This is a genomic window from Amycolatopsis sp. NPDC088138 (genome assembly GCF_044741685.1).
GTDB lineage: Bacteria > Actinomycetota > Actinomycetes > Mycobacteriales > Pseudonocardiaceae > Amycolatopsis.
The window spans coordinates 235,014-252,923 of the sequence record NZ_JBIUTB010000006.1 but is presented as its reverse complement, the minus strand read 5'-3'; the positions used below and the strand labels follow the sequence as shown (position 1 = coordinate 252,923).

17 protein-coding genes are annotated in these 17,910 nt (G+C 70.5%); 9 read left to right on the top strand and 8 right to left on the bottom strand.

The annotated features are described in order from the left end of the window. Position 1: 1 nt before the first annotated feature. The 5 genes from ACIOD2_RS32925 (at position 2) to ACIOD2_RS32905 (ending at position 4,839) form a co-directional block, all read left to right on the top strand. A complete protein-coding gene (locus tag ACIOD2_RS32925) occupies positions 2 to 664 on the top strand; it encodes a Crp/Fnr family transcriptional regulator (protein WP_400546934.1) in 663 nt (220 codons plus the stop codon). A gap of 79 nt (positions 665 to 743) precedes the next feature. Continuing rightward, positions 744 to 1,010: a hypothetical protein gene (locus ACIOD2_RS32920; RefSeq protein WP_400546931.1), complete on the top strand. Its 267-nt coding sequence runs from the start codon at positions 744 to 746 to the stop codon at positions 1,008 to 1,010. Further along, complete coding sequence (locus ACIOD2_RS32915) at positions 1,007 to 1,636, top strand: hypothetical protein (protein WP_400546928.1); 630 nt, start codon at positions 1,007 to 1,009, stop codon at positions 1,634 to 1,636. The genes ACIOD2_RS32920 and ACIOD2_RS32915 overlap by 4 nt, the downstream gene beginning before the upstream one ends. Before the next feature lie 105 nt (positions 1,637 to 1,741). Continuing rightward, complete coding sequence (locus ACIOD2_RS32910; protein WP_400546925.1) at positions 1,742 to 2,998, top strand: glycosyltransferase; 1,257 nt, start codon at positions 1,742 to 1,744, stop codon at positions 2,996 to 2,998. Next, positions 2,998 to 4,839, top strand: a complete 1,842-nt coding sequence (locus ACIOD2_RS32905) for an ArnT family glycosyltransferase (RefSeq protein WP_400546922.1) — start codon at positions 2,998 to 3,000, stop codon at positions 4,837 to 4,839. The genes ACIOD2_RS32910 and ACIOD2_RS32905 overlap by 1 nt, the downstream gene beginning before the upstream one ends. Positions 4,840 to 4,876: 37 nt before the next feature. Here the strand turns inward: ACIOD2_RS32905 and ACIOD2_RS32900 are convergent, their stop codons facing one another. Both ACIOD2_RS32900 and ACIOD2_RS32895 read right to left on the bottom strand, forming a co-directional pair. After that, a complete protein-coding gene (locus ACIOD2_RS32900; RefSeq protein WP_400546919.1) occupies positions 4,877 to 5,662 on the bottom strand; it encodes a hypothetical protein in 786 nt (261 codons plus the stop codon). Between the two features lie 190 nt (positions 5,663 to 5,852). Then, complete coding sequence (locus ACIOD2_RS32895) at positions 5,853 to 6,278, bottom strand: nuclear transport factor 2 family protein (RefSeq protein ID WP_400546916.1); 426 nt, start codon at positions 6,276 to 6,278, stop codon at positions 5,853 to 5,855. A gap of 81 nt (positions 6,279 to 6,359) precedes the next feature. Here ACIOD2_RS32895 and ACIOD2_RS32890 point away from each other — a divergent pair, with 81 nt between their 5' ends. After that, positions 6,360 to 7,106: a hypothetical protein gene (locus ACIOD2_RS32890; RefSeq protein WP_400546913.1), complete on the top strand. Its 747-nt coding sequence runs from the start codon at positions 6,360 to 6,362 to the stop codon at positions 7,104 to 7,106. Here the strand turns inward: ACIOD2_RS32890 and ACIOD2_RS32885 are convergent. Next, a complete protein-coding gene (locus tag ACIOD2_RS32885) occupies positions 7,085 to 7,816 on the bottom strand; it encodes a BTAD domain-containing putative transcriptional regulator (protein WP_400546910.1) in 732 nt (243 codons plus the stop codon). The genes ACIOD2_RS32890 and ACIOD2_RS32885 overlap by 22 nt on opposite strands. Before the next feature lie 112 nt (positions 7,817 to 7,928). Between ACIOD2_RS32885 and ACIOD2_RS32880 the strand changes: the two genes are divergently transcribed. The 3 genes from ACIOD2_RS32880 (at position 7,929) to ACIOD2_RS32870 (ending at position 12,292) form a co-directional block, all read left to right on the top strand. Beyond that, a complete protein-coding gene (locus ACIOD2_RS32880) occupies positions 7,929 to 8,636 on the top strand; it encodes a PP2C family protein-serine/threonine phosphatase (RefSeq protein ID WP_400546907.1) in 708 nt (235 codons plus the stop codon). Between the two features lie 114 nt (positions 8,637 to 8,750). Beyond that, positions 8,751 to 10,742 (top strand): hypothetical protein, encoded by a 1,992-nt coding sequence (locus ACIOD2_RS32875; protein ID WP_400546904.1) that lies wholly within the window; start codon positions 8,751 to 8,753, stop codon positions 10,740 to 10,742. Between the two features lie 17 nt (positions 10,743 to 10,759). Further along, positions 10,760 to 12,292 (top strand): ABC transporter substrate-binding protein, encoded by a 1,533-nt coding sequence (locus tag ACIOD2_RS32870; protein WP_400546901.1) that lies wholly within the window; start codon positions 10,760 to 10,762, stop codon positions 12,290 to 12,292. On the opposite strand, the gene ACIOD2_RS32865 is transcribed toward ACIOD2_RS32870, so the two are convergent. From ACIOD2_RS32865 to ACIOD2_RS32845, 5 genes are all read right to left on the bottom strand, one after another. After that, the gene (locus tag ACIOD2_RS32865; RefSeq protein WP_400546898.1) at positions 12,287 to 12,772 is read right to left on the bottom strand and encodes a DUF2127 domain-containing protein; all 486 of its coding nucleotides are present in this window, start codon (positions 12,770 to 12,772) and stop codon (positions 12,287 to 12,289) included. The genes ACIOD2_RS32870 and ACIOD2_RS32865 overlap by 6 nt on opposite strands. Positions 12,773 to 12,798: 26 nt before the next feature. Then, on the bottom strand, positions 12,799 to 13,362 hold the full coding sequence (locus ACIOD2_RS32860) for a TetR/AcrR family transcriptional regulator (protein ID WP_400546895.1): 564 nt from the start codon (positions 13,360 to 13,362) through the stop codon (positions 12,799 to 12,801). A gap of 30 nt (positions 13,363 to 13,392) precedes the next feature. Beyond that, positions 13,393 to 15,729, bottom strand: a complete 2,337-nt coding sequence (locus ACIOD2_RS32855) for a GH92 family glycosyl hydrolase (protein WP_400546892.1) — start codon at positions 15,727 to 15,729, stop codon at positions 13,393 to 13,395. Positions 15,730 to 15,823: 94 nt separating this feature from the next. Beyond that, positions 15,824 to 16,288, bottom strand: coding sequence for a hypothetical protein (locus ACIOD2_RS32850; protein WP_400546889.1), 465 nt, complete (start codon positions 16,286 to 16,288; stop codon positions 15,824 to 15,826). 82 nt (positions 16,289 to 16,370) lie between these two features. Further along, positions 16,371 to 17,828, bottom strand: a complete 1,458-nt coding sequence (locus ACIOD2_RS32845) for an amidohydrolase (RefSeq protein ID WP_400546886.1) — start codon at positions 17,826 to 17,828, stop codon at positions 16,371 to 16,373. Between the last annotated feature and the right edge of the window lie 82 nt (positions 17,829 to 17,910).

The window sequence follows — 17,910 nt, the reverse complement described above, 5'->3', positions numbered from 1 at the left end:
CATGGGAACAAGTGGCTTCTGGGACGAGCTGGATACCGCCGACCAAGAGGTGCTCGCCAAGTCCGCGCGCCGGCGGAGCTTCCGGCGCGGGGACACGGTCTGCCGCGAAGGCGACCTCTCCACCGGGGTGCTGCTGGTGCTGGCCGGGCACGTCCGGATCGTCAACGGCACGCCCGACGGCCGCGACGTGGTCGTCGGGATCCGCGGCCCGGGTGACGTCGTCGGGGAGCTCGCGGCGCTCGACGCCCTGCCCCGCTCGGCGACCATCGAGGCGTTGGAAGACCTGGAAGTGCTGGAGATCCCCGGCGACCGGTTCGTCTCACTGTGCCGGACGCAGTCCCGGATCTCCTGGGCGCTGCTGCTCGTCCTCAGCTCGCGCCTGCGTTCGGTCGGCAGGCAGTGGCTGGACCTCGGCAGCGGGGCCGCGTCCCGGCGGGTCGCGGCGCAGCTGATGCAGCTGGCCGTCCAGCACGGGGTGCGGCGCGGCGAGGACATCGAAATCACCGTTCCGGCCACGCAGGCGGAGCTGGCGATGACCGCGGCGATCTCCCGCGAATCGTGGGCACGCGCGACGCGGGATCTGCGGCGGCAGGGCGTGATCAGCACGGGCAGGCGCCAGGTGACGATCCACCGCCTGGGCGAACTTCGACGACTGGCGAGCTGAATTCTTCCTTGTGTGTCAGCTGACACACAAGGAAGAGCGAGCCGGAGGTTTCCTGGATCCACGGCAGAGGAGGGCTTTCATGGACCCGTACATCACCGCTCCACGCAGCAGCCGCTGGCGCCGGGGCGTCTACGCGGCCGGTCTCGTCATCCCCTTCACCGCGTCCCAGCTGTGGGCGCTGCTGGTGCTGTTGCGGCTCGCGCCCCTCGACGGCCTGGTGGGGCAGGCCCTGGTGCTGGTCCTGCTGGGCTCCGTCGCCGCGATCTGGGTGGGCTGGCGCTGGACCTGGCGGCTCGGCCGGGACAAGGACCGGCAGCCGGCCCCGAAAACCCGGATTCCGACATGACCTCCGCGTTCGCGATCGTCTCGGCCCTCGTGCTGGGCATCGCGGCCGGACGACTCTCACGCCACCTCGGCGGCCTCCTGCGCCGCCGCTTTTCCGGAAGGAGCAAGGAAATGACGACTCGGCAGGTACCCTCGCCGTTCCCGATGCGGGTGTACCACTGGCGGTGGGAGCTGCTCGCCGTGACGCTGCTCCCCTTCGGCCTGGTGATGTTCGCGGTCTGGGCAGGCCCGGCGTGGTCGTCGGCGACCCTGGCCGCCGTCCTGCTCCTGGCCGTGCTGCGACGCCGCCAGGTGCGGACCCGCCTCCAGGCGGTACTGGTGCAGCACCGCCTGCGTGCGGCGTTCCCGTCGCTGCGCCTGCCCGGCGGCCGCCACCCGGCGATCCTCTGGACGCGCCCCCGCGGCGGCGACATCGTGGTCTCGCTGTACGGCCGTGAGGCCTTCGAGCACCTCCACCGCCACCGCTCGGTCCTCGCGGCCGCGTGCTCGGTACCGGAGGTCTACGTGGACCGGCACCCGAGGTTCGCGAGCCTGGTGACGCTGACGATCAGCCCGCTGGCGGCTTACCGCGAACCGGGACGCGCGGCGCTGCCGAGCAACGTGGTGCCCCTGCGGGTCCACAGCTGACCCCCTCCGTGCCCGGCGCCCACCTGGTGGGAGCCGGGCACGCGCACAGCAACCGCACAGGGCGATCACACGGTCACCAAAGCGGAACCCGCGACCGTAGGTGGCATGACAGCCACCGCCTCCGCTTCGCGGCCCGGGACCGTCCCGGTCGATCTGGCCGGCCCGCGGCCGGTTCTCGACGTCGTCATCCCGGTCTACAACGAAGAGACCGACCTCGAACCGTGCATCCGCCGGCTGCACGCGCACCTGGCCGAACACGTCTCCTACCCGTACCGGATCACCGTCGCCGACAACGCGAGCACCGACACGACCCTGCAGGTCGCGGAGCGGCTGGCCCGGGAGTTCCCCGAGGTCGCAGTCCACCACCTCGACGAGAAGGGCCGCGGCCGCGCGCTCAACGCCGTCTGGCTGGCCTCCGACGCCGCCGTCCTCGCCTACATGGACGTTGATCTCTCCACCGACCTGGCCGCGCTGGCGCCGCTCGTCGCGCCGCTGCTGTCCGGGCATTCCGACCTCGCCATCGGCAGCAGGCTCGCCCGGGGAGCGCGAGTGGTGCGGGGGCCGAAGCGCGAGTTCATTTCCCGCTGTTACAACCTGATCCTCAAGTCCACGCTCGCGGCGAAGTTCAGCGACGCCCAGTGCGGCTTCAAGGCCATCCGCGCGGACGTCGCCCGCGAGCTGCTCCCCCACGTCGAGGACACCGGCTGGTTCTTCGACACCGAGCTGCTCGTCCTCGCGCAACGCGCCGGGCTGCGGATCCACGAGGTGCCCGTCGACTGGGTCGACGATCCCGACTCGTCCGTCAACATCGTGAAGACGGCGACCGCGGACCTCAAAGGTATCGCCCGGGTCACCAAGGCGACGTTCACCGGCGAGATCCCGATCAGCCGGCTGCGCGAGCAGCTCGGCCGGCAGCCGATCGGCGTCGAAGCGCCCGGAGTGCCGCCGCGGCTGGTCACGCAGCTCGTGCGGTTCGCCGCGATCGGCGTCAGCAGCACGCTCGCGTATCTCGTGTTGTTCCTGCTGCTGCGCACGGCCGTCGGCGCGCAGCCCGCGAACTTCGCCGCGCTGCTGGTGACGGCGATCGCGAACACCGCGCTCAACCGCCGTCTCACGTTCGGCATCCGGGGTCGCTCCGGAGCCGGGCGTCACCAGTTCGAAGGGCTGATCGTGTTCGGGCTCGGCCTGGCGCTGACCAGCGGCGCGCTCGCCCTGCTCAACGGATCCACCACCCCCGGCCTGGTCCTGGAGATCACCGTGCTCGTGCTGGCGAACCTCGCCGCCACGGTCCTCCGGTTCCTGCTCCTGCGCGGCTGGGTGTTCAACCCGCGCCGCCAGGCCGCCACTCAGAAGGAGTACTGATGACCGCCGTCCTGTCCGACCCCGTGACGCAGGAACCGCGCCACCGCAAGGATTCCGCGGCGCACGCACCCCCGCGCTGGGTCCGCCCGTCGGTGTTCGGGCTGCTGGCCGCGACCGCGGTGCTGTACTTCTGGAACCTGACCGCGTCCGGCTTCGGCAACTCGTTCTACGCCGCCGCCGTGCAGTCCGGGACGCAGAGCTGGAAGGCGTGGCTGTTCGGGTCGCTCGACTCCGGCAACGTCCTGACCGTCGACAAGCCGCCCGCCGCCCTGTGGGTCGGGACGGCGTTCGCGCGGATCTTCGGCTTCTCCAGCTTCACGGTGCTGGCGCCGCAGGCACTGATGGGCGTCGCGTCCGTCGGCATCCTTTACCTGGCGGTGAAACGCACGTCCGGCCCGGTCGCCGGGCTCATGGCGGGCGCGCTGCTCGCCGTGACGCCGGTGGCGGCGCTGATGTTCAAGTTCAACAACCCGGACGCGCTGCTCGTGCTGCTGATGGTCGCCGGCGCCTACTTCGTCGTGCGGGCCACGGAAAAGGCCAGCCCCGGCTGGCTGGCACTGGCGGGTGTGGCGATCGGGTTCGGCTTCCTGACGAAGATGATGCAGGCGTTCCTGGTGCTGCCCGCGTTCGGCCTCGTGTACCTGATCGCGGCGCCGACGTCGCTGGGCAAGCGGCTGCTGCACCTCGGCGGCGCGGTGGTGGCGCTGGTCGTCTCGGCGGGCTGGTTCATCGCGCTGGTCGACCTGTGGCCGACGGCGTCCCGGCCGTACATCGGCGGGTCCGAAGGGGACAGTCTGCTCGAACTCGCGTTGGGCTACAACGGTTTGTCGCGCATCTTCGGCGGCGGCGAAGGCGGCGGGCCGGGCGGTGGCGGCGGCATGGGTGGCAACACCGGCTTCGGCGGCGCTTCCGGACTGTTCCGGATGTTCGGCTCCAGCTTCGGCGTGGAGATCTCGTGGCTGCTGCCGGCGGCGTTGATCGGTTTGGTGGCCGGCCTGTGGTTCACGCGGCGCGCGCCGCGCACCGACCGGACGCGCCTGGCGCTGGTGCTGTGGGGCGGCTGGATGGTCGTGACGGCGCTGGTGTTCAGCTACATGAGCGGCATCGTCCACCCGTACTACTCGGTCGCGCTCGCCCCGGCGATCGCCGCGATGGTCGCGATCTCGGGCCGCGCGCTGTGGCAGGGCCGCGCGAACCTGGCGCCACGGGCGGTGCTGGCCGGGATGGTCGTGGCGACCGCGGTGTGGTCGTTCATCCTGCTCGACCGCACGCCGGACTGGTTCCCGGCGCTGCGCTGGATCATCGCGGTGCTCGGCGTCCTGACCGGCACGGTGCTGGTGATGGGCGTACCGCCGGTCCGCCGCGTGATGGCGGTGCTCGCCGCCGCGGTGGTGCTGACGCTCGGCGTTTCTTCGGCCGCTTACGGCGTCGAGACGGCATCGGTGGCCCACAGCGGTTCGATCCCGACATCGGGCCCGACGTCGAGCGCGATGGGCGGCTTCGGCGGCGGCGATGAGTCCGCTTCCAGCGCCGTCGGTCAGCTGCTGGCTTCGACCACCACGGAGTGGGCGGCCGCGACGACTGGTTCGCAGAGCGCGGCGTCGCTGGAGCTGGCGAGCGGCAAGGCGGTGATCGGCATCGGCGGCTGGAGCGGCTCGGACCCGGCCCCGACGCTGGACGAGTTCAAGGCGTACGTGGCAGCGGGCGAGGTGAAGTACTTCATCGACGGTGGGCGCGGCGGCGGCCCCGGCGGCGGATCGAGCGAGATCACCGACTGGGTGACGGCGAACTTCACGGCCACGACGGTGGACGGATCCACGGTTTACGACCTGCAGAAGTGAGTCGGGTGACGCCTGGGCTTCTTCGGAGGCCCGGGCGTCATTCCGCCGGGACAGGTGTGATCGTCCGCGTGTCCCGGACCTTCGTGTTGTAGTGGGCACCGTGCTCGACGGTGGTTTCCACGAGCACCTCGAAGTGCCGGGACTTCTTCAACTGGCGGAGAAACTTCTGATCCCCGAGCTTCTCGGCCGCAGCCGCGGTCCCGAACCCCCAGCATCCGGCCAGGATGACGATCTCCGCCGTGTCCGGTGCCAGCGGATTCGCCGCGCGGATGATCAGTCCGAAGTCGTTCATCGGATTACCGAGGTCGTCGTACTTCGGCGTAATCTCCCTGCTTGACCTTTTGTCGTACACGGCGCCGGCGTCAGGCCCCAAATCCATGGCGAAAGCGTAGGACGATGCCCCATTCATCCTGCCCATCATCGTGGCGGTCACAGAATTTCCGTCAGGGCCACCGATCAGGACGAGGTCCCGCTTCAACTCCTGCGGGGTCAACTCCTTCGACTCGACGATGGTTCCCGAGAACCCGAGCCGGCGGAGCTGCGACTCGATCTCGACGAGCGCCTGGATGTCCCCCATCCCCACCATTCCCGACTTCTCCCAACTGACGGCCGGCGCCCAATCGGGGGCACCCAAGACGATGAACGGCACGCGATTGCCCATCGTCTTCCAGAACCTGTGGCTCGGGAGCAACCTGAGGCGCCTGCTCATTTTTGTCGCTCCCCAAACCACCACCCCACCGACAACGCCAGCCAGCAGAATGACCGCCATACCGGAAAACGTGCCGATGCCTGGGCCGTCGAGACTTCCGTCAGCCAGCACCATGCGCCGCCACCTCTCGCCCACTCGGTCGACACTGAGGGCGACAACAATACACTTCGGCGGGATCTTTCTCCGAAACTCACGACCAGCGACATACAGTTACGAATAGATCTTCGAAATGAGGGGCCGGGACAAGAAAAACGTCCGAACGGAGCAATGACGAACACGAACAGTTCCGGACGGAACTTGGGCCTCAGGGTCGCGGCCGCAGGTGGTGGCTGATGTCGCCGACCAGGTCGACCGTCACGGCGCGTTCCGTGAACTGCCAGCCACCCGAGGAGCGGGTGAAGGTGTCCCGGTAGCAGCCCGCAGCGATTGTTTGCAGGGGGAAGCCGGGGACCGCCTGTAGCACCGTGAAGTAAGCCTGCGACACCGCCGTGTTCCCGGTCACCGAGATCGACACGTTCGTTGTCACGTGCTTCGTGCGTGGTGTCCCGTCGTCGTACAGGATCACTGTCGACTGCAGCATTCGCGTGACGCCGGTAGACCCGCGTACTACGCCGCCGCTGCCGGCGAACGAGCCCGAGGCGAACAGCGAGCCGACAGCGGCGAAGTCTCCCGCGTCCACCAGCGAAGCGTACGTATAGATCAAGTTCTCGATCGCACGCCAGTCGTCCACCCGATGATCGTACAGAAAAAGTATAGAAAGCCTCCGTACGGTGACAGCGAGGGCGGCGGGGGTCGCCCACAGGGGGTAATCATGGATCGCAGGAGCCTGCTCAAAATCACCGCCGGGGCCGCCGTCGCCACGGCTGGGTCCGTACTGCTCAGTGGGACGGCGGACGCCGAAACGTACAGCCTGCCGCCCGTGCCGGGGATGCTCGGGGACCGGCGGGCCAACGAAGTCTGGTACCAGCTCGACGAAATCGCGCTGTACAACCCGTCGCAGGAAACGCGGGACGCCTACACCGCGCTGTTCGGCTACCTCGGCCAGGAAAGCATCGCCAGCAGGTGGCTCGCCTTCAGCAAAGAACCCACTTACCCGAACAACTACCTCGAGTTCGTCAAGCCCGTCGAGGCACCGCTGCGGACGCTGTCGAAACTCCAGCTCGGCAACTTCGACCGCTTCTACCGGGGGGACGAAGCCGGCCTCACCAAGGCCTTCGCCTACTTCGGGCAGGGGGTTCTGTTCGATCCGCGACGTGCACCCGTCGAGTCCGAAGTGCACACCATGGACGGGAACCCGCCCAGCAGCTACCACTTCTGGCACGCGGTCCAGCGCGCGCAGATGCTGCTCGGCATCGACCGGCACCGGTGGACGCGGATCGATCCCCTGCTCGGCTTCGCCTGGGCGCTGCAGTCCGTCGCGAAGCCGGACCACCGGCACGTCAACCCCGGGCTGCCCGCCGGGCAGGTCCGCGCCTTCGCCCGGTACTGGCTGCCGCGTGAGCCCGCGCAGCTCGACCACGACTTCCAGTCGTCTCCTTATCCTTCCGGGTTGGGCTGAAGCACCTTTTCGTAGGCCGTCCGCAGCACCGGGCCCGGCGCGATCCCCAGCTTCTCGTCGAGGATCCGCCGGCCCCGGTGGTACACCGCGACCGCGTCCGCCGGGCGCCCGCTCGCGCACAGCGCGGCCATCAGCAGCGCCCGCGCACGCTCGCGCAGCGGGTGCTCGTGGACCAGTCCCACCGCGTCCGGCACCGCCCGCAGGTGGTCGCCCAGCGCGACGTCCGCCTCGATCCGGCCTTCCAGCGCCGCCAGCCGGAGCTCCTCGAAGCGCGCCGCTTCACCCGCGCGGAGCGATTCGGCGACGTCGGCGAGCACCGGACCGCGCCACAGGTCCAGCGCGGCGCGGAACAGCCCGGCCGCACGGAAGGCCGAGCCTGCCCGGAAAGCGGCGTCACCGGCCGACGTGAGCCGTTCGAACTCCTCGGCGTCGACCGTGCCGCCCGGCTCCAGCAGGTAACCGCCGCCCGCGCGGACGAGCCGGGCCGGTAACGCCCGCCGCAGGCGGGACGCGTACGTGCACAGCTGCGCGTCGACCGTCGACGGCCGGACACCGTCCCACAGCAGCGAAATCAGCCGCTCGTCGGGCACCACCCGGCCGCGGGCCAGCAGCAACGCCGCCAGCAGCGTCCGCGGCTTGCGGCCGCCGAGCACGGCCGGGCGGCCGTCGGCGCGGCACACCGCCAGCGGCCCCAGGATCCGGAACTCCATTCCCCCACCCCCTTCCCACGGTACCGGGACTGACACCACCGGCACAGGAAAGTCTCAGACGGGCCACAGGAACGGCGCGGATCATGGAGGTCAGAGGGATGAGGAGGCCGCGATGATCACCACCCGTCCGGGCTACCCGCGCTGGCACACCGCGAGTGCGCAGGGCCCCCGTTCGCACAACGCCGACGCCGTCGGCGCCTACGCCGCGGCCGGCGGGCCGGGCGTCGTCTTCGCCCTCGCCGACGGCGTCGGTGACGATTCCGCCGCCGCGCAGGCCGCCCGGGTCGCCGCCGCGGCCGCCGCCCGCACGCCTGTCCACAAAGGACCCGTCGAGGCCGTGCTCGCCGCGCAGCAGGCCGTCCGCGAGCGCAGCTACGGTGACGCCGTGCTCGTGGTCGCCATGCCGTTCGACGGCGGCTACCGCATCGCCTGGGTCGGCGACGCCCGCGCGTACGCCTGGGACGGCGCCACGCTGCGCCGCCTGACCACCGACCACACGCTCGCCGAGTACTTCCGCGCCCACCACCAGCCGGTGACGCCGCGGATGGAACACGTCGTCACCACCAGCGTCCGCACCACGAAACCGCACGAGATCGGGACGGCCGAAATGCCGCCGGGCGGACTTCTGCTGACCAGTGACGGCGTGCACAAGCCGCTGACCGCGAACACGATCCGCGCGATACTCACCAATCCCGGTCAAGGGCCCGCTGACCTGGTCGAAGCCGCGATCGCCCGCGGCGGATCGGACAACGCGACCGCCCTTTACGCCGAAGCCGTGGAGGTGGACAGCAAGACGGTGCGATTTCCCGTCGCCGCGTGAACCCGGAGTTGAATGACAATTCTCGGCCATTCGGGGAAATCCGCTGGCAAACAGATCACCGTGCGTTTATTCTGGTGACTCGTGGTGCACGAGGTCCACTGGGGGAGCACACCGATGGTCGAAGCGGATCGGTCCGGTCCTGTCCTGCTCACGCGGCGGATGCTCTGGAACGGCGCGGTCGGCGAACCACCCAGGCGGCTTCCGGTGCTGGTCCTGCTGGGGCCCGTCGGAGCCGGGAAGTCCCACTCGCTGAGCCGGATCTCCGAGGACCTCGACTGGGGTGTCGTGCACGCCCGGTTCGACTTCGCCGACGACGACCCGTCCCCGATCGACGTCCTGGTCCGGCTCGCGTACGACTTCTCTCGCAAGTGGCGCCACCGGAAGCAGGCCCGGTTCCTGCGGTTCACCGTCGCGCTGATCGCCATCGGCGCCAAGCTCACCACCACCGACCGCCAGGCCGACCGGCAGCAGCTGCTCCGGCTGCTCGACGAGTTCAAGCGCGGCCGCTGGCCGGGCCGGCTCGATCCGCTGGTGAACGTGGTCGTCAAGACGGCCACCGCCACCCGGCTCGTGCCCGCGCCGCTCGGCGAGGCCTTCGCCGCCGAGTTCCCCAAGCTCATCCAGACGATCCTGCCGCGGCTGGGCCAGGCCCTGCGCTCGATCGCCGACGTCGAGCTGTTCCAGGGCGGTGACGGCCTCGACGCCCTGGTCGACCTCAACTGGATGGCCCACGGCCGGACGCCGGACCCGCGGGGCGTCACGACCTGGCTGACCGAGGCCTTCCTCGCCGACGTCCGGGAGAACCACCGGCGCATGTCGGGGCCGGAACGCCGCAGCCCGTGCGACTGCGACAACCCCGGGAAGCAGACCCACCTGCACAACTGGGTCGTGCTGCTCGACGACGTCGACCACCCCGGCGGCCTGGCCTTCCTCCAGGCTCTGACGACCGCGCGGGAGAACTACCACAGCCGTCACGGCGAGCGCGGCACCGGCGACCCGCTCCTGGTCGTCGCGACCAGCGGGAAGTGGCAGGGCGAGTGGGCCAGCGAGCTCGGCCGGACGTGGCGGCCGCCGTGGCAGCCGGCCGGTCCGGCCGCCCGGATCGTGCCGGACTGCCGTGACGCCTCCTACACCCACTGGGCCGACCAGCCGCCGAACACGCGGTCCACGGCGTACTACCCGGTGCTGCTCGAGCCGCTGGCGATCGGCGAGATCGCCGCGATCCTGGGCCGGGACGTCCCCGCCGCGCAGGTGACGTTCGCGCACCAGGCGACCGGCGGGCTGCCCGGCGCCGCGCAGCACCTCGCGCGCACCCTGCGCCGCAGCGGCCTGCGGCCGGGCGCCCGCGACGTCCTGGGCACCGAAGGCCCGGATCCCTGGCGCACCTGGCTTTCCGAACTGAGATTGTCCACAGTGGACATCGACGAACTGGTGACCGCGGCGCCGTTCGCCACCGCGCCGTGGCTGGTGCCGCTGCCCGCGGACGGCCTCGTGGACCAGCCGCACGTCGGCCCGATCCTCACCGAGCTGCGCGCGTCGCTCTGGGTGAACGCGGCCCGCGACGGCGGCACCCCCGACGTCACCCTGCACCCGTGGCTCGAGGGCAACCTGGTCTCGGCGCTGGCCCGGCGCAACGGGGGCGGGCCCAGCTACACCGCGCAGTTCACGGCGTTGCGGGCCGCCGCGGGCGGCGACGACGTCCGGCTCGCCTACTGCCTGCTGGCGCTCGGCGACTTCCCCGCCGTCGTCGACCTGTTCGAGCGGGACTTCCCGCACCAGCCGCACCGCAAGTGGCTCGACCGGCTCGCCGTCGTCGCGCGCGCCCCGGACGACCAGCCGCTCGACGAGGGCTACGAAGACCTCTACGCCCGGCTCGTGGACGCCGACGTCGAGCACCGGCCCGGCGACCGCACCGAGATCCGCAACAACCTCGCCCGGCTGCTCGCCACGAGCTGGCTCGCCACGAACCCGTTCGCGGTGCGCGGCACGCACCAGAACCGTGACATCGCGAAGGCCCTGAACGCGCTGTCGGCGGCGTCCCGGCGATCCGACACCAGCGCCCTGGACGACGCCGCCGAACTCGCCCACCGCGGCCTCTGGCCCTGACAGCGGAACGGAACCCGATGCCTCGCACCGCACTGCTCACCAGGCTTTCCCCGGGAGCCCGTCCGGCCGGCCCGCCGGTCCGCCCGCGTGGCTGGGCCCACCGGCACTGGCTCGTCCTCTCGCTCGTGGCCGTCCTGCTGCTCGCCGGCCTGCTCGCGTGGCAGCGGCCGTGGGAGCAGTGCGGCGACGGCCTGAAGGCCGCGGGCAAGGTCTGCGTCGGGCTGAACCTGGCGTCCGGGCCGTTCCGGGACGACGACCCGCTCGCCGACCTCGAGGCCCGCATCGCCGAGCGCAACAGCCAGGCCGGGAGCACCTTCAAGACCGTGGTGGTGCTGGAGAACCTGACGCCGGACCCGGACACCGACAGCACGCCGATCGAGTTCATCCGGCACGAGGTCCAGGGCGCCATCACCGCGGCCTGGCCCCGCCCCGAGTCCACCGGCGTCAAGCTGCTGCTGGCGAGCTTCGGCGGGAACGCCGAGCACTGGCCCGAGGTGGTGGCGCAGATCGTCGCGTCCGCACCGGCCGAGCACATCGCCGCGGTGACCGGGGTCGGCGTCAGCCTCGAGACGACCCGGAACGCGGTGGCCGAGCTGTCGCGCCACGGCATCGTCACCATCGGCGCGACAGTCACCGCCGACGACATGAACGTCGACGCCGACCACCAGCGGATCAAGAACTTCTTCCGGGTCGGCCCGACCAACAGCGACGAAGCCCACGCCGCCGTCAACTACATCGCCAAGCTCGGGGCCCGGCGCACGATGCTGGTCGCCGACGTCAACGAGGCCGACACCTACGCCGCCACGCTGGCCAAGGGGTTCCAGGAACAGCAGCAGGTGCAGTTCTCGAAGAAGTACGACTCGCTGGAGGGCCAGCTCACCGGGGCCAGCCGCGACCAGTACCTCCAGAAGCTGTTCCGCGGCATGCACTCCGACATCTGCACGGCCCAGCCGGACGTCATCTACTTCGCCGGGCGCGGGGTCGACCTGCGCTCGTTCATCACCGCGCTGTCCAACGACGGCGCGTGCGAGCAGCTCCCCTCGGTCACGGTGATCTCGGGTGACGACAGCGCGACCCTCGTCGGCTCGAAGCTCCCCCTGGACGGCGACATCGACGTCCAGCCGCTGTACACCGCGCTCGCCTACCCGGACCAGTGGAAGATGTTCACCGGCGACCAGGCCGCGCTGACCTACCAGCAGAACTACACGGACTTCTTCAACGCCTTCGTGACGACGCACGGGTTCGCGCGCGAGGACCTGTCCGACGGCGCGGCCATGATCGAGCACGACGCGGTGACCACCGCGGTGCGGGCGGCCGAGGACGACCCGGCCGACACGCCCCAGTCGGTGGCGAACTTCGTCGTGAACTTCGACTGCAACTCCGCCGTGCCCGGCGCGACGGGCTTCATCGCCTTCCGCCAGAGCGACGGCAACCAGATCAACAAGGTGCTGCCGATCCTGCGGATCCGGGCCGACGGGTCGACCGCCCCGATCGACCTGGTGTGGTCGCTGGGCCGCCCGCTGGACACGTCGCCGAAGTGCGGGTCATGAGGCGCGTTCACGCTTCAGCTGCCGGTATTCACGCAGCACGAGGATGATGATGATCACGTCAAGCGCGGCGAAGAACGGCAGCGCGATCGAGTGGGTGTGGATCGCGCGCCAGACCTCGTAGACGACGAACGCGGCGAGGATCACGGCGGCGATCGGGTACGCGGGGACGATCTTGCGCGCCAGCGCCCACACCAGCCCGAGCTTGATCAGGCCGTGGGCCAGCAGGTAGGCGACGGCGAACGTCTTCGTGTCACCGTGCAGGAAGTTCTCGGTCGCCGATTCGAGGTGCCGCGCGAGCGTGCCCGACGGGTCGCCGAGCAGGTCGCGGGTGATCACCGCGTGGGTGAACCCGCTGACGGTCGAGGCCGGGATGAACGCGAGGATCAGCGCCCCGACGACCTGCAGGGCGCCGTCGAGCCCCTTGATCGCGATCGCGATCCGGAAGAACCGCTCGGTCGCCGTCGGCTTGGTGTCGGGCATACCCCCACCTCAGCACGAACGGCGGGTCAGCGCACGTGCAGGGGCCGCGCGGCCCGGAGAACGTCCTCGGCGAACGCGACCGCCGTCCGGGCGCCTGCTTCACCGAAGGCCGGGCCGTTCGCGTACAGGCCGTCGAGGATCAGCATGAGACGGTCGGCCAGCTCGGCCGGGTCCGCCGCCCCGGTCGCCGCCGCCAATTCACGCAACTGCGCACGAACCCGGACGAAATGGGCTTCGGCAACGCGGTGGACGGGATGTGCGGAGTCCGCGAACTCGGCGAGGGTCGTCCGCAGTGGACACCCTCGCGACCCGGGTGCGACGGCCCGAGCGCCCACCGCGCGGACCAGCTCGACCAGCGGGTCCGAAGCGGTCGCCGTCGCCTCGTCGAAGAGAAGCTGCCAGTCGTCACCGCAGCGCCTCAGGTAGGCCACGACCAGGTCGTCCTTGCTCGCGAAGTGGCTGTAGAGCGTGTTCTTGCCGCACCCGCAGTCGTCGATGATCTGCTGCATCCCGACCGCGCGCACGCCGTACCGGTCGAACAGCCGGCTGGCGGTGTCGAGAATGCGGTCCCTGGCGGCGGGCGTCGGCATGCGCCGAGCGTATCCGCCGCCAGGGGCCGATCACAGTGCCGGCGGAGCCGACTTCGTGCCCCACGCCGTCGGGGTGTCGCTCAGGGAGAAGCGGATCTTGCCCGCACGCAACAGGTCCTCGTGCGAAATCCAGCTGCGGTCGTACCCGCGCTGTCCGATCCGGACGTCCTTCGTGTACTGCAGCTTCGACGCGCTCGCGCCGGGCGCCTCGATCTCGATCTTCCGGCCGTGGTCCGGGTGGATCTCGACCTTCTCGAACATCGGCGTGCTGAGCAGGTACGTCCCGGAACCGGGCTGGGCCTCGAAGATCCCCGCCATGCCGAAGACGAGCCACGACGAGATGGTGCCGAGGTCGTCATTTCCCGGCATACCGTAGGGCGTGTCGGTGAAGAGCGTCCGTGCCGCGCGCAGGACGGCCGACGTCTTCCAGGGCGCGCCCGTCCAGCTGTACATCCAGGGCGCGTGCAGGTCGGGCTCGTTGTTCGGGTTGAAGGCGAAGTTGTTGTGGTAGTCGTACGCGCCGTGGACCCAGGAGTCCTTGGCGGCCTTCGCCGGGTCGGTGAGCAGCAGCGGCATGTCGAAGAACGTGTCGAGCCGCTGCTGCGCCTGGTCCGCGCCGCCCATCAGGCCGAACAGCTTCACCGGGTCCTGCTGGGCGAGCCACTGGTACTGCCACGGCGTGCCCTCGTGGAACCCGGTCGACTGGGCCGGGTCGGGATCGCCGACGCCGGTGCCGTCCGCCGCCTTCGTGCGAGGGAAGCCGGTGAAGCCGTGGGATTCGACGCTGGTGTCCCACAGCTTCGAGAAGTTGCCGCAGCGAGCCTGGAGCGTCTTGGCCTTGTCGCGGTAACCCAGCCCGGAGGCCATTGTGGACAGTGCGCAGTCGGCGAGGGCGTATTCGAGCGTCGCCGAACCGGCCTGGCGGGTGTCACCGAAGGTGTACCCGGGAACGTCCTGGTAGCCGATCCAGCCGTTCTTGACGTAGGTCGGGTTGCCGTCGCGGCCGCGGAAGATCGACTGGTCCGCCGGGACTTCGGTGGCGTTGCGCCACAACGCGTCGAACAGCTGCCTCGCGGTGCGGTCGTCGAGCAGGCCGCGGCGGTAGTTGTCGACCACCCACGGCGTCACGGGGTCGCCGCTCATCACGTTCGTCTCGCCGCCGGCGAGCGCCCAGCGCGGCACCCAGCCGCCGTCCTGGTAGATCTTGAGGACGGACTTGGTCATGTCCGCGGCCTTGTCCGGGTGCAGCAGCGCGACGAGCTGGTTCTGCGAGCGGTAGGTGTCCCACAGCGAGAACATCTGGTAGTAGGTGTCGCGGCTGCGGTGCACGGCGTCGTCGAACCCGCGGTAGGAACCGTCCACATCGGACCCGACGGACGGGTGCAGCAGCGACCGGTAGAGCGCGCTGTAGTAGGTGCGCTGGTCGGCGGTGGTCCCGCCGGCGACACGCAGCCGGTTCAGCTCGTCTTCCCAGGTGTCGTGCGCGGTCTTGCGCGCTTTGTCGAACGACTTCGGCTGCTCGGTCCTCCGGTTGAGCCGGGCGCCGTCGACCGAGGTGTAGGACAGGCCGACGGACGCGCCGACCTGGTTTTTGTCGGCGCCGAAGCTCAGCCACGCGCCAGCACGCTGGCTGCCGAGGCTCGCGTCACGCTGGTTGGGCGTGAGCTTGTTGTCCGTCCACGTACCGAAACTCGTGAACTCGCGGTCGAACTTGGCGCTGAAGAAGACCTTGTAGCGCTCCTTCTGCGTCTCCCCGCAGAAGTTGCCGCCCTGAAGCCAGCCCTCGACGGTGTCGTCGCCGACGACGTGGACGTCACCGGCGTAGGTGTAGCCGTTGCTCTCGCCGACCTCGATGAGGACGTTTTCGCTGGTGGCGCCGGCCGGGTAGGTGTAACGGTGCTGGCCGGTGCGCTGGGTCGCGGACAGCTCGGCGTTGATGCCGTTGTCGAGCTTCACGCCGTAGTAGCCGGGTTGGCGGGTTTCGTTGGCGTGACTGAACTTCGCGCCGTACTGCGCGGGGTCGCTGCTGGTGACGGCGCCGGTGGTCGGCATGAACCGGAAGTTGCCCATGGTCTGGCAGCCGACCCCGGAGAGGTGGGTGTGGCTGAAGCCGAGGGTGGTGTCCTGCGCGTAGTCGTAGGACGCGTACTTCTTGAGCTGGGTGTCCGGGCTGAGCTGCACCATGCCGAACGGCGTGGTGGCGCCCGGGAAGGTGGTGCCGTCCCCGTTGTTGCCGATCGAGGTGTCGACGAGCGTGGTCGGGTCGTCGGCGAAGCTGGGCTGGTGCGCCGCCTGCGCGGGTGCCGCGAGGGCGACGGCGGTCACCCCGGCGAGCGTGACGGCCAGGACGCGCTTGCGCGCTCTCATCCGGTTCCTCCTGTGACAACGTTGTCAGACTGTGGGTGAATCCTTGACGTTGTCCACCGGACAGGTCAAGACCCACGAACGAGGATTTGCCGGCTCACCCCTTCAGGGCGAGGATCTGCCGGGTGTGGACCGGGACGTGGTCCTCGGCGAGGCCGTCGATGAGCGCCGCCAGCGGGACCGGCTGGTCCAGCACGAGCGCGTCGCCGGACATCAGGAACGCCGGCACCTGCACCGAAACCGCCTGCTCGTCGAGGGAATCGGCGATGTCGCAGAGGATGGCGGCCTGCCTCCGTACGTGCTCGGCGAGGTCGGCCCGGCCGGCGTGCCCGGCGATGATCCGGCCGAGGTTCGCCGGGTCGAGCGCGACGCGGTTGTCGAACGCCGGACGCGATCCCGAGACCACGCCCAGCGCGACCGCGGAGACGGCGGCGTCGACGCTGAGGACGTGCGCGAGGACCTGGTCGGCGTTCCACCCGCCGTCGGTGGCGGCACCGAGGCCCGGCGTCGCCGCCGCTTCGAACAACTTGTCGTAGGCACTGCGCAGCGCGGTCGTGTCCATGGCCAGGCACCTTTCGAAGGGGTTGACGTGCAACTCGATAGTTGCACATCAACCACTCGGGACGCAACCCATCGGTTGCACGTCAGACCTGGTGGGTCACGTGGCCGTCCAGGATCGTCGCCGTCACCGGGAGCCGCCGGAGGTCGGACGGGGACAGGGATGCCGGGTCCGCCGCCGTCACCATCAGGTCCGCGACGTCCCCCACCGCGACGCCGCGGCGGCCGCCCGAGGCCGCGGCCAGGGCGTCGGCGAACGGGATCGACTGCTCCGGGTGCCACGGCGGGCGGTCGTCGTCGGTGCGGGAGACCGCCGAGGCGATGCCGTCCCACGGGTCCAGCGGCGCGACCGGGGCGTCCGAGCCCAGTTCCAGGCGGGCACCCGAATCCAGCAGCGACCGGTACGGGAACGCGCGCGACGTCCGGCCGGGCCAGTGGCGGTCCGCGACGTCGCGGTCGTCCGGCTGGTGGGCGGGCTGGACCGCGGCGACGACACCGAGGGCGGCGAACCGCGCGACGTCCGCGGGCGAGAGCAGCTGGGCGTGCTCGATGCGGCCCGCGCAGCCGGCCTCCTCGAACGCGTCCAGGGCGATCGTGTTGGCCTGGTCGCCGATCGCGTGGACGGCCGGGACCAGCCCGTGCGACGACGCCCGGCGCAGCAACGAGACCAGCTCGCCCGGCGGGAGTTCCAGCAGCCCCAGGGAATCCCCCTCCGGGTACGGGTCGTGGCAGTACGCCGTGCGCGTGTTCAGGGAGCCGTCGACGAAGAGCTTGAACGGGCCGACCGTCAGCAGCCCGCCGGAATCCGGGAGGACGTCGCCGGTGCGGTGGCCGCGTTCGACGGCCTGGTCCAGCAGGTACCGCGCGATGACGCACGAGATCCGGGCCGACGGCGTCCCGTGCGAAAGCCGTCGCGTCCAGTCCGTGACCGTGTCGGCGTACTCGTAGTCGACGATCCGGGTCACCCCGCGCACCGCCGCCGCGCGCACGGCTTCGGCGACCCACTGGTCCTGGACGTCGACGGCGGCGCTCGGCAGCTGGGCCGTCGCGCTCATGCAGTCGTTCTCCAGCAGCACGCCCGTCGGGTGCTCCCGCCCGATCAGTTTCAGCGCCGCCGGGCTCAGCCACAGCGTGTGCAGGTCCGCGCTGAACAACGCCACCGCGCGCCCGGGCAGCGCGCGCTGCAGCAGGTCCTTGTGCGGCTTGTCCGGCCAGAGCGCGTCACGGAAACCCGCGCCCACGACTAGTTCCTCCGGCTGCGACGGCGTCGCCAGCAGGTGCGCCAGCAGCAGCTCGACGGCTTCTCCCGCCGACCGCGCGGCGTCCAGCGGGATCCGGCGCCGGAACGTCGCCCACTGCACGAGGTGGACGTGCGCGTCGACCAGGCCGGGCAGCAGCGTGCCGCCGTGGCCGTCGACGATCCGCGCCGCGAACCCGTCCGACCCGGGAGCCGTGATCGAGGTGACACGGCCGTCCGTGACGCGCACGTCCGCGAGCTCGCCGCCCAGGCCCGGCCGCACGCGGCGCAGCAGAAGATCGTCCATGGCCCTACTTTGCCAGGCGGGTCACGGTCGGGTGAAGCACAGCGTGAGATGGGAAATATCTGGGTATCACCTACCGTTGGAA

Bases quoted from the DNA above. Each gene is read 5' to 3' on its own strand.
- ACIOD2_RS32925 (WP_400546934.1), top strand. From the start codon at position 2: ATGGGAACAAGTGGCTTCTGGGACGAGCTGGATACCGCCGACCAAGAG.
- ACIOD2_RS32920 (WP_400546931.1), top strand. From the start codon at position 744: ATGGACCCGTACATCACCGCTCCACGCAGCAGCCGCTGGCGCCGGGGC.
- ACIOD2_RS32915 (WP_400546928.1), top strand. From the start codon at position 1,007: ATGACCTCCGCGTTCGCGATCGTCTCGGCCCTCGTGCTGGGCATCGCG.
- ACIOD2_RS32910 (WP_400546925.1), top strand. From the start codon at position 1,742: ATGACAGCCACCGCCTCCGCTTCGCGGCCCGGGACCGTCCCGGTCGAT.
- ACIOD2_RS32905 (WP_400546922.1), top strand. From the start codon at position 2,998: ATGACCGCCGTCCTGTCCGACCCCGTGACGCAGGAACCGCGCCACCGC.
- ACIOD2_RS32900 (WP_400546919.1), bottom strand. From the start codon at position 5,662: ATGGTGCTGGCTGACGGAAGTCTCGACGGCCCAGGCATCGGCACGTTT.
- ACIOD2_RS32890 (WP_400546913.1), top strand. From the start codon at position 6,360: ATGGATCGCAGGAGCCTGCTCAAAATCACCGCCGGGGCCGCCGTCGCC.
- ACIOD2_RS32885 (WP_400546910.1), bottom strand. From the start codon at position 7,816: ATGGAGTTCCGGATCCTGGGGCCGCTGGCGGTGTGCCGCGCCGACGGC.
- ACIOD2_RS32880 (WP_400546907.1), top strand. From the start codon at position 7,929: ATGATCACCACCCGTCCGGGCTACCCGCGCTGGCACACCGCGAGTGCG.
- ACIOD2_RS32875 (WP_400546904.1), top strand. From the start codon at position 8,751: ATGGTCGAAGCGGATCGGTCCGGTCCTGTCCTGCTCACGCGGCGGATG.
- ACIOD2_RS32870 (WP_400546901.1), top strand. From the start codon at position 10,760: ATGCCTCGCACCGCACTGCTCACCAGGCTTTCCCCGGGAGCCCGTCCG.
- ACIOD2_RS32865 (WP_400546898.1), bottom strand. From the start codon at position 12,772: ATGCCCGACACCAAGCCGACGGCGACCGAGCGGTTCTTCCGGATCGCG.
- ACIOD2_RS32860 (WP_400546895.1), bottom strand. From the start codon at position 13,362: ATGCCGACGCCCGCCGCCAGGGACCGCATTCTCGACACCGCCAGCCGG.
- ACIOD2_RS32855 (WP_400546892.1), bottom strand. From the start codon at position 15,729: ATGAGAGCGCGCAAGCGCGTCCTGGCCGTCACGCTCGCCGGGGTGACC.
- ACIOD2_RS32850 (WP_400546889.1), bottom strand. From the start codon at position 16,288: ATGGACACGACCGCGCTGCGCAGTGCCTACGACAAGTTGTTCGAAGCG.
- ACIOD2_RS32845 (WP_400546886.1), bottom strand. From the start codon at position 17,828: ATGGACGATCTTCTGCTGCGCCGCGTGCGGCCGGGCCTGGGCGGCGAG.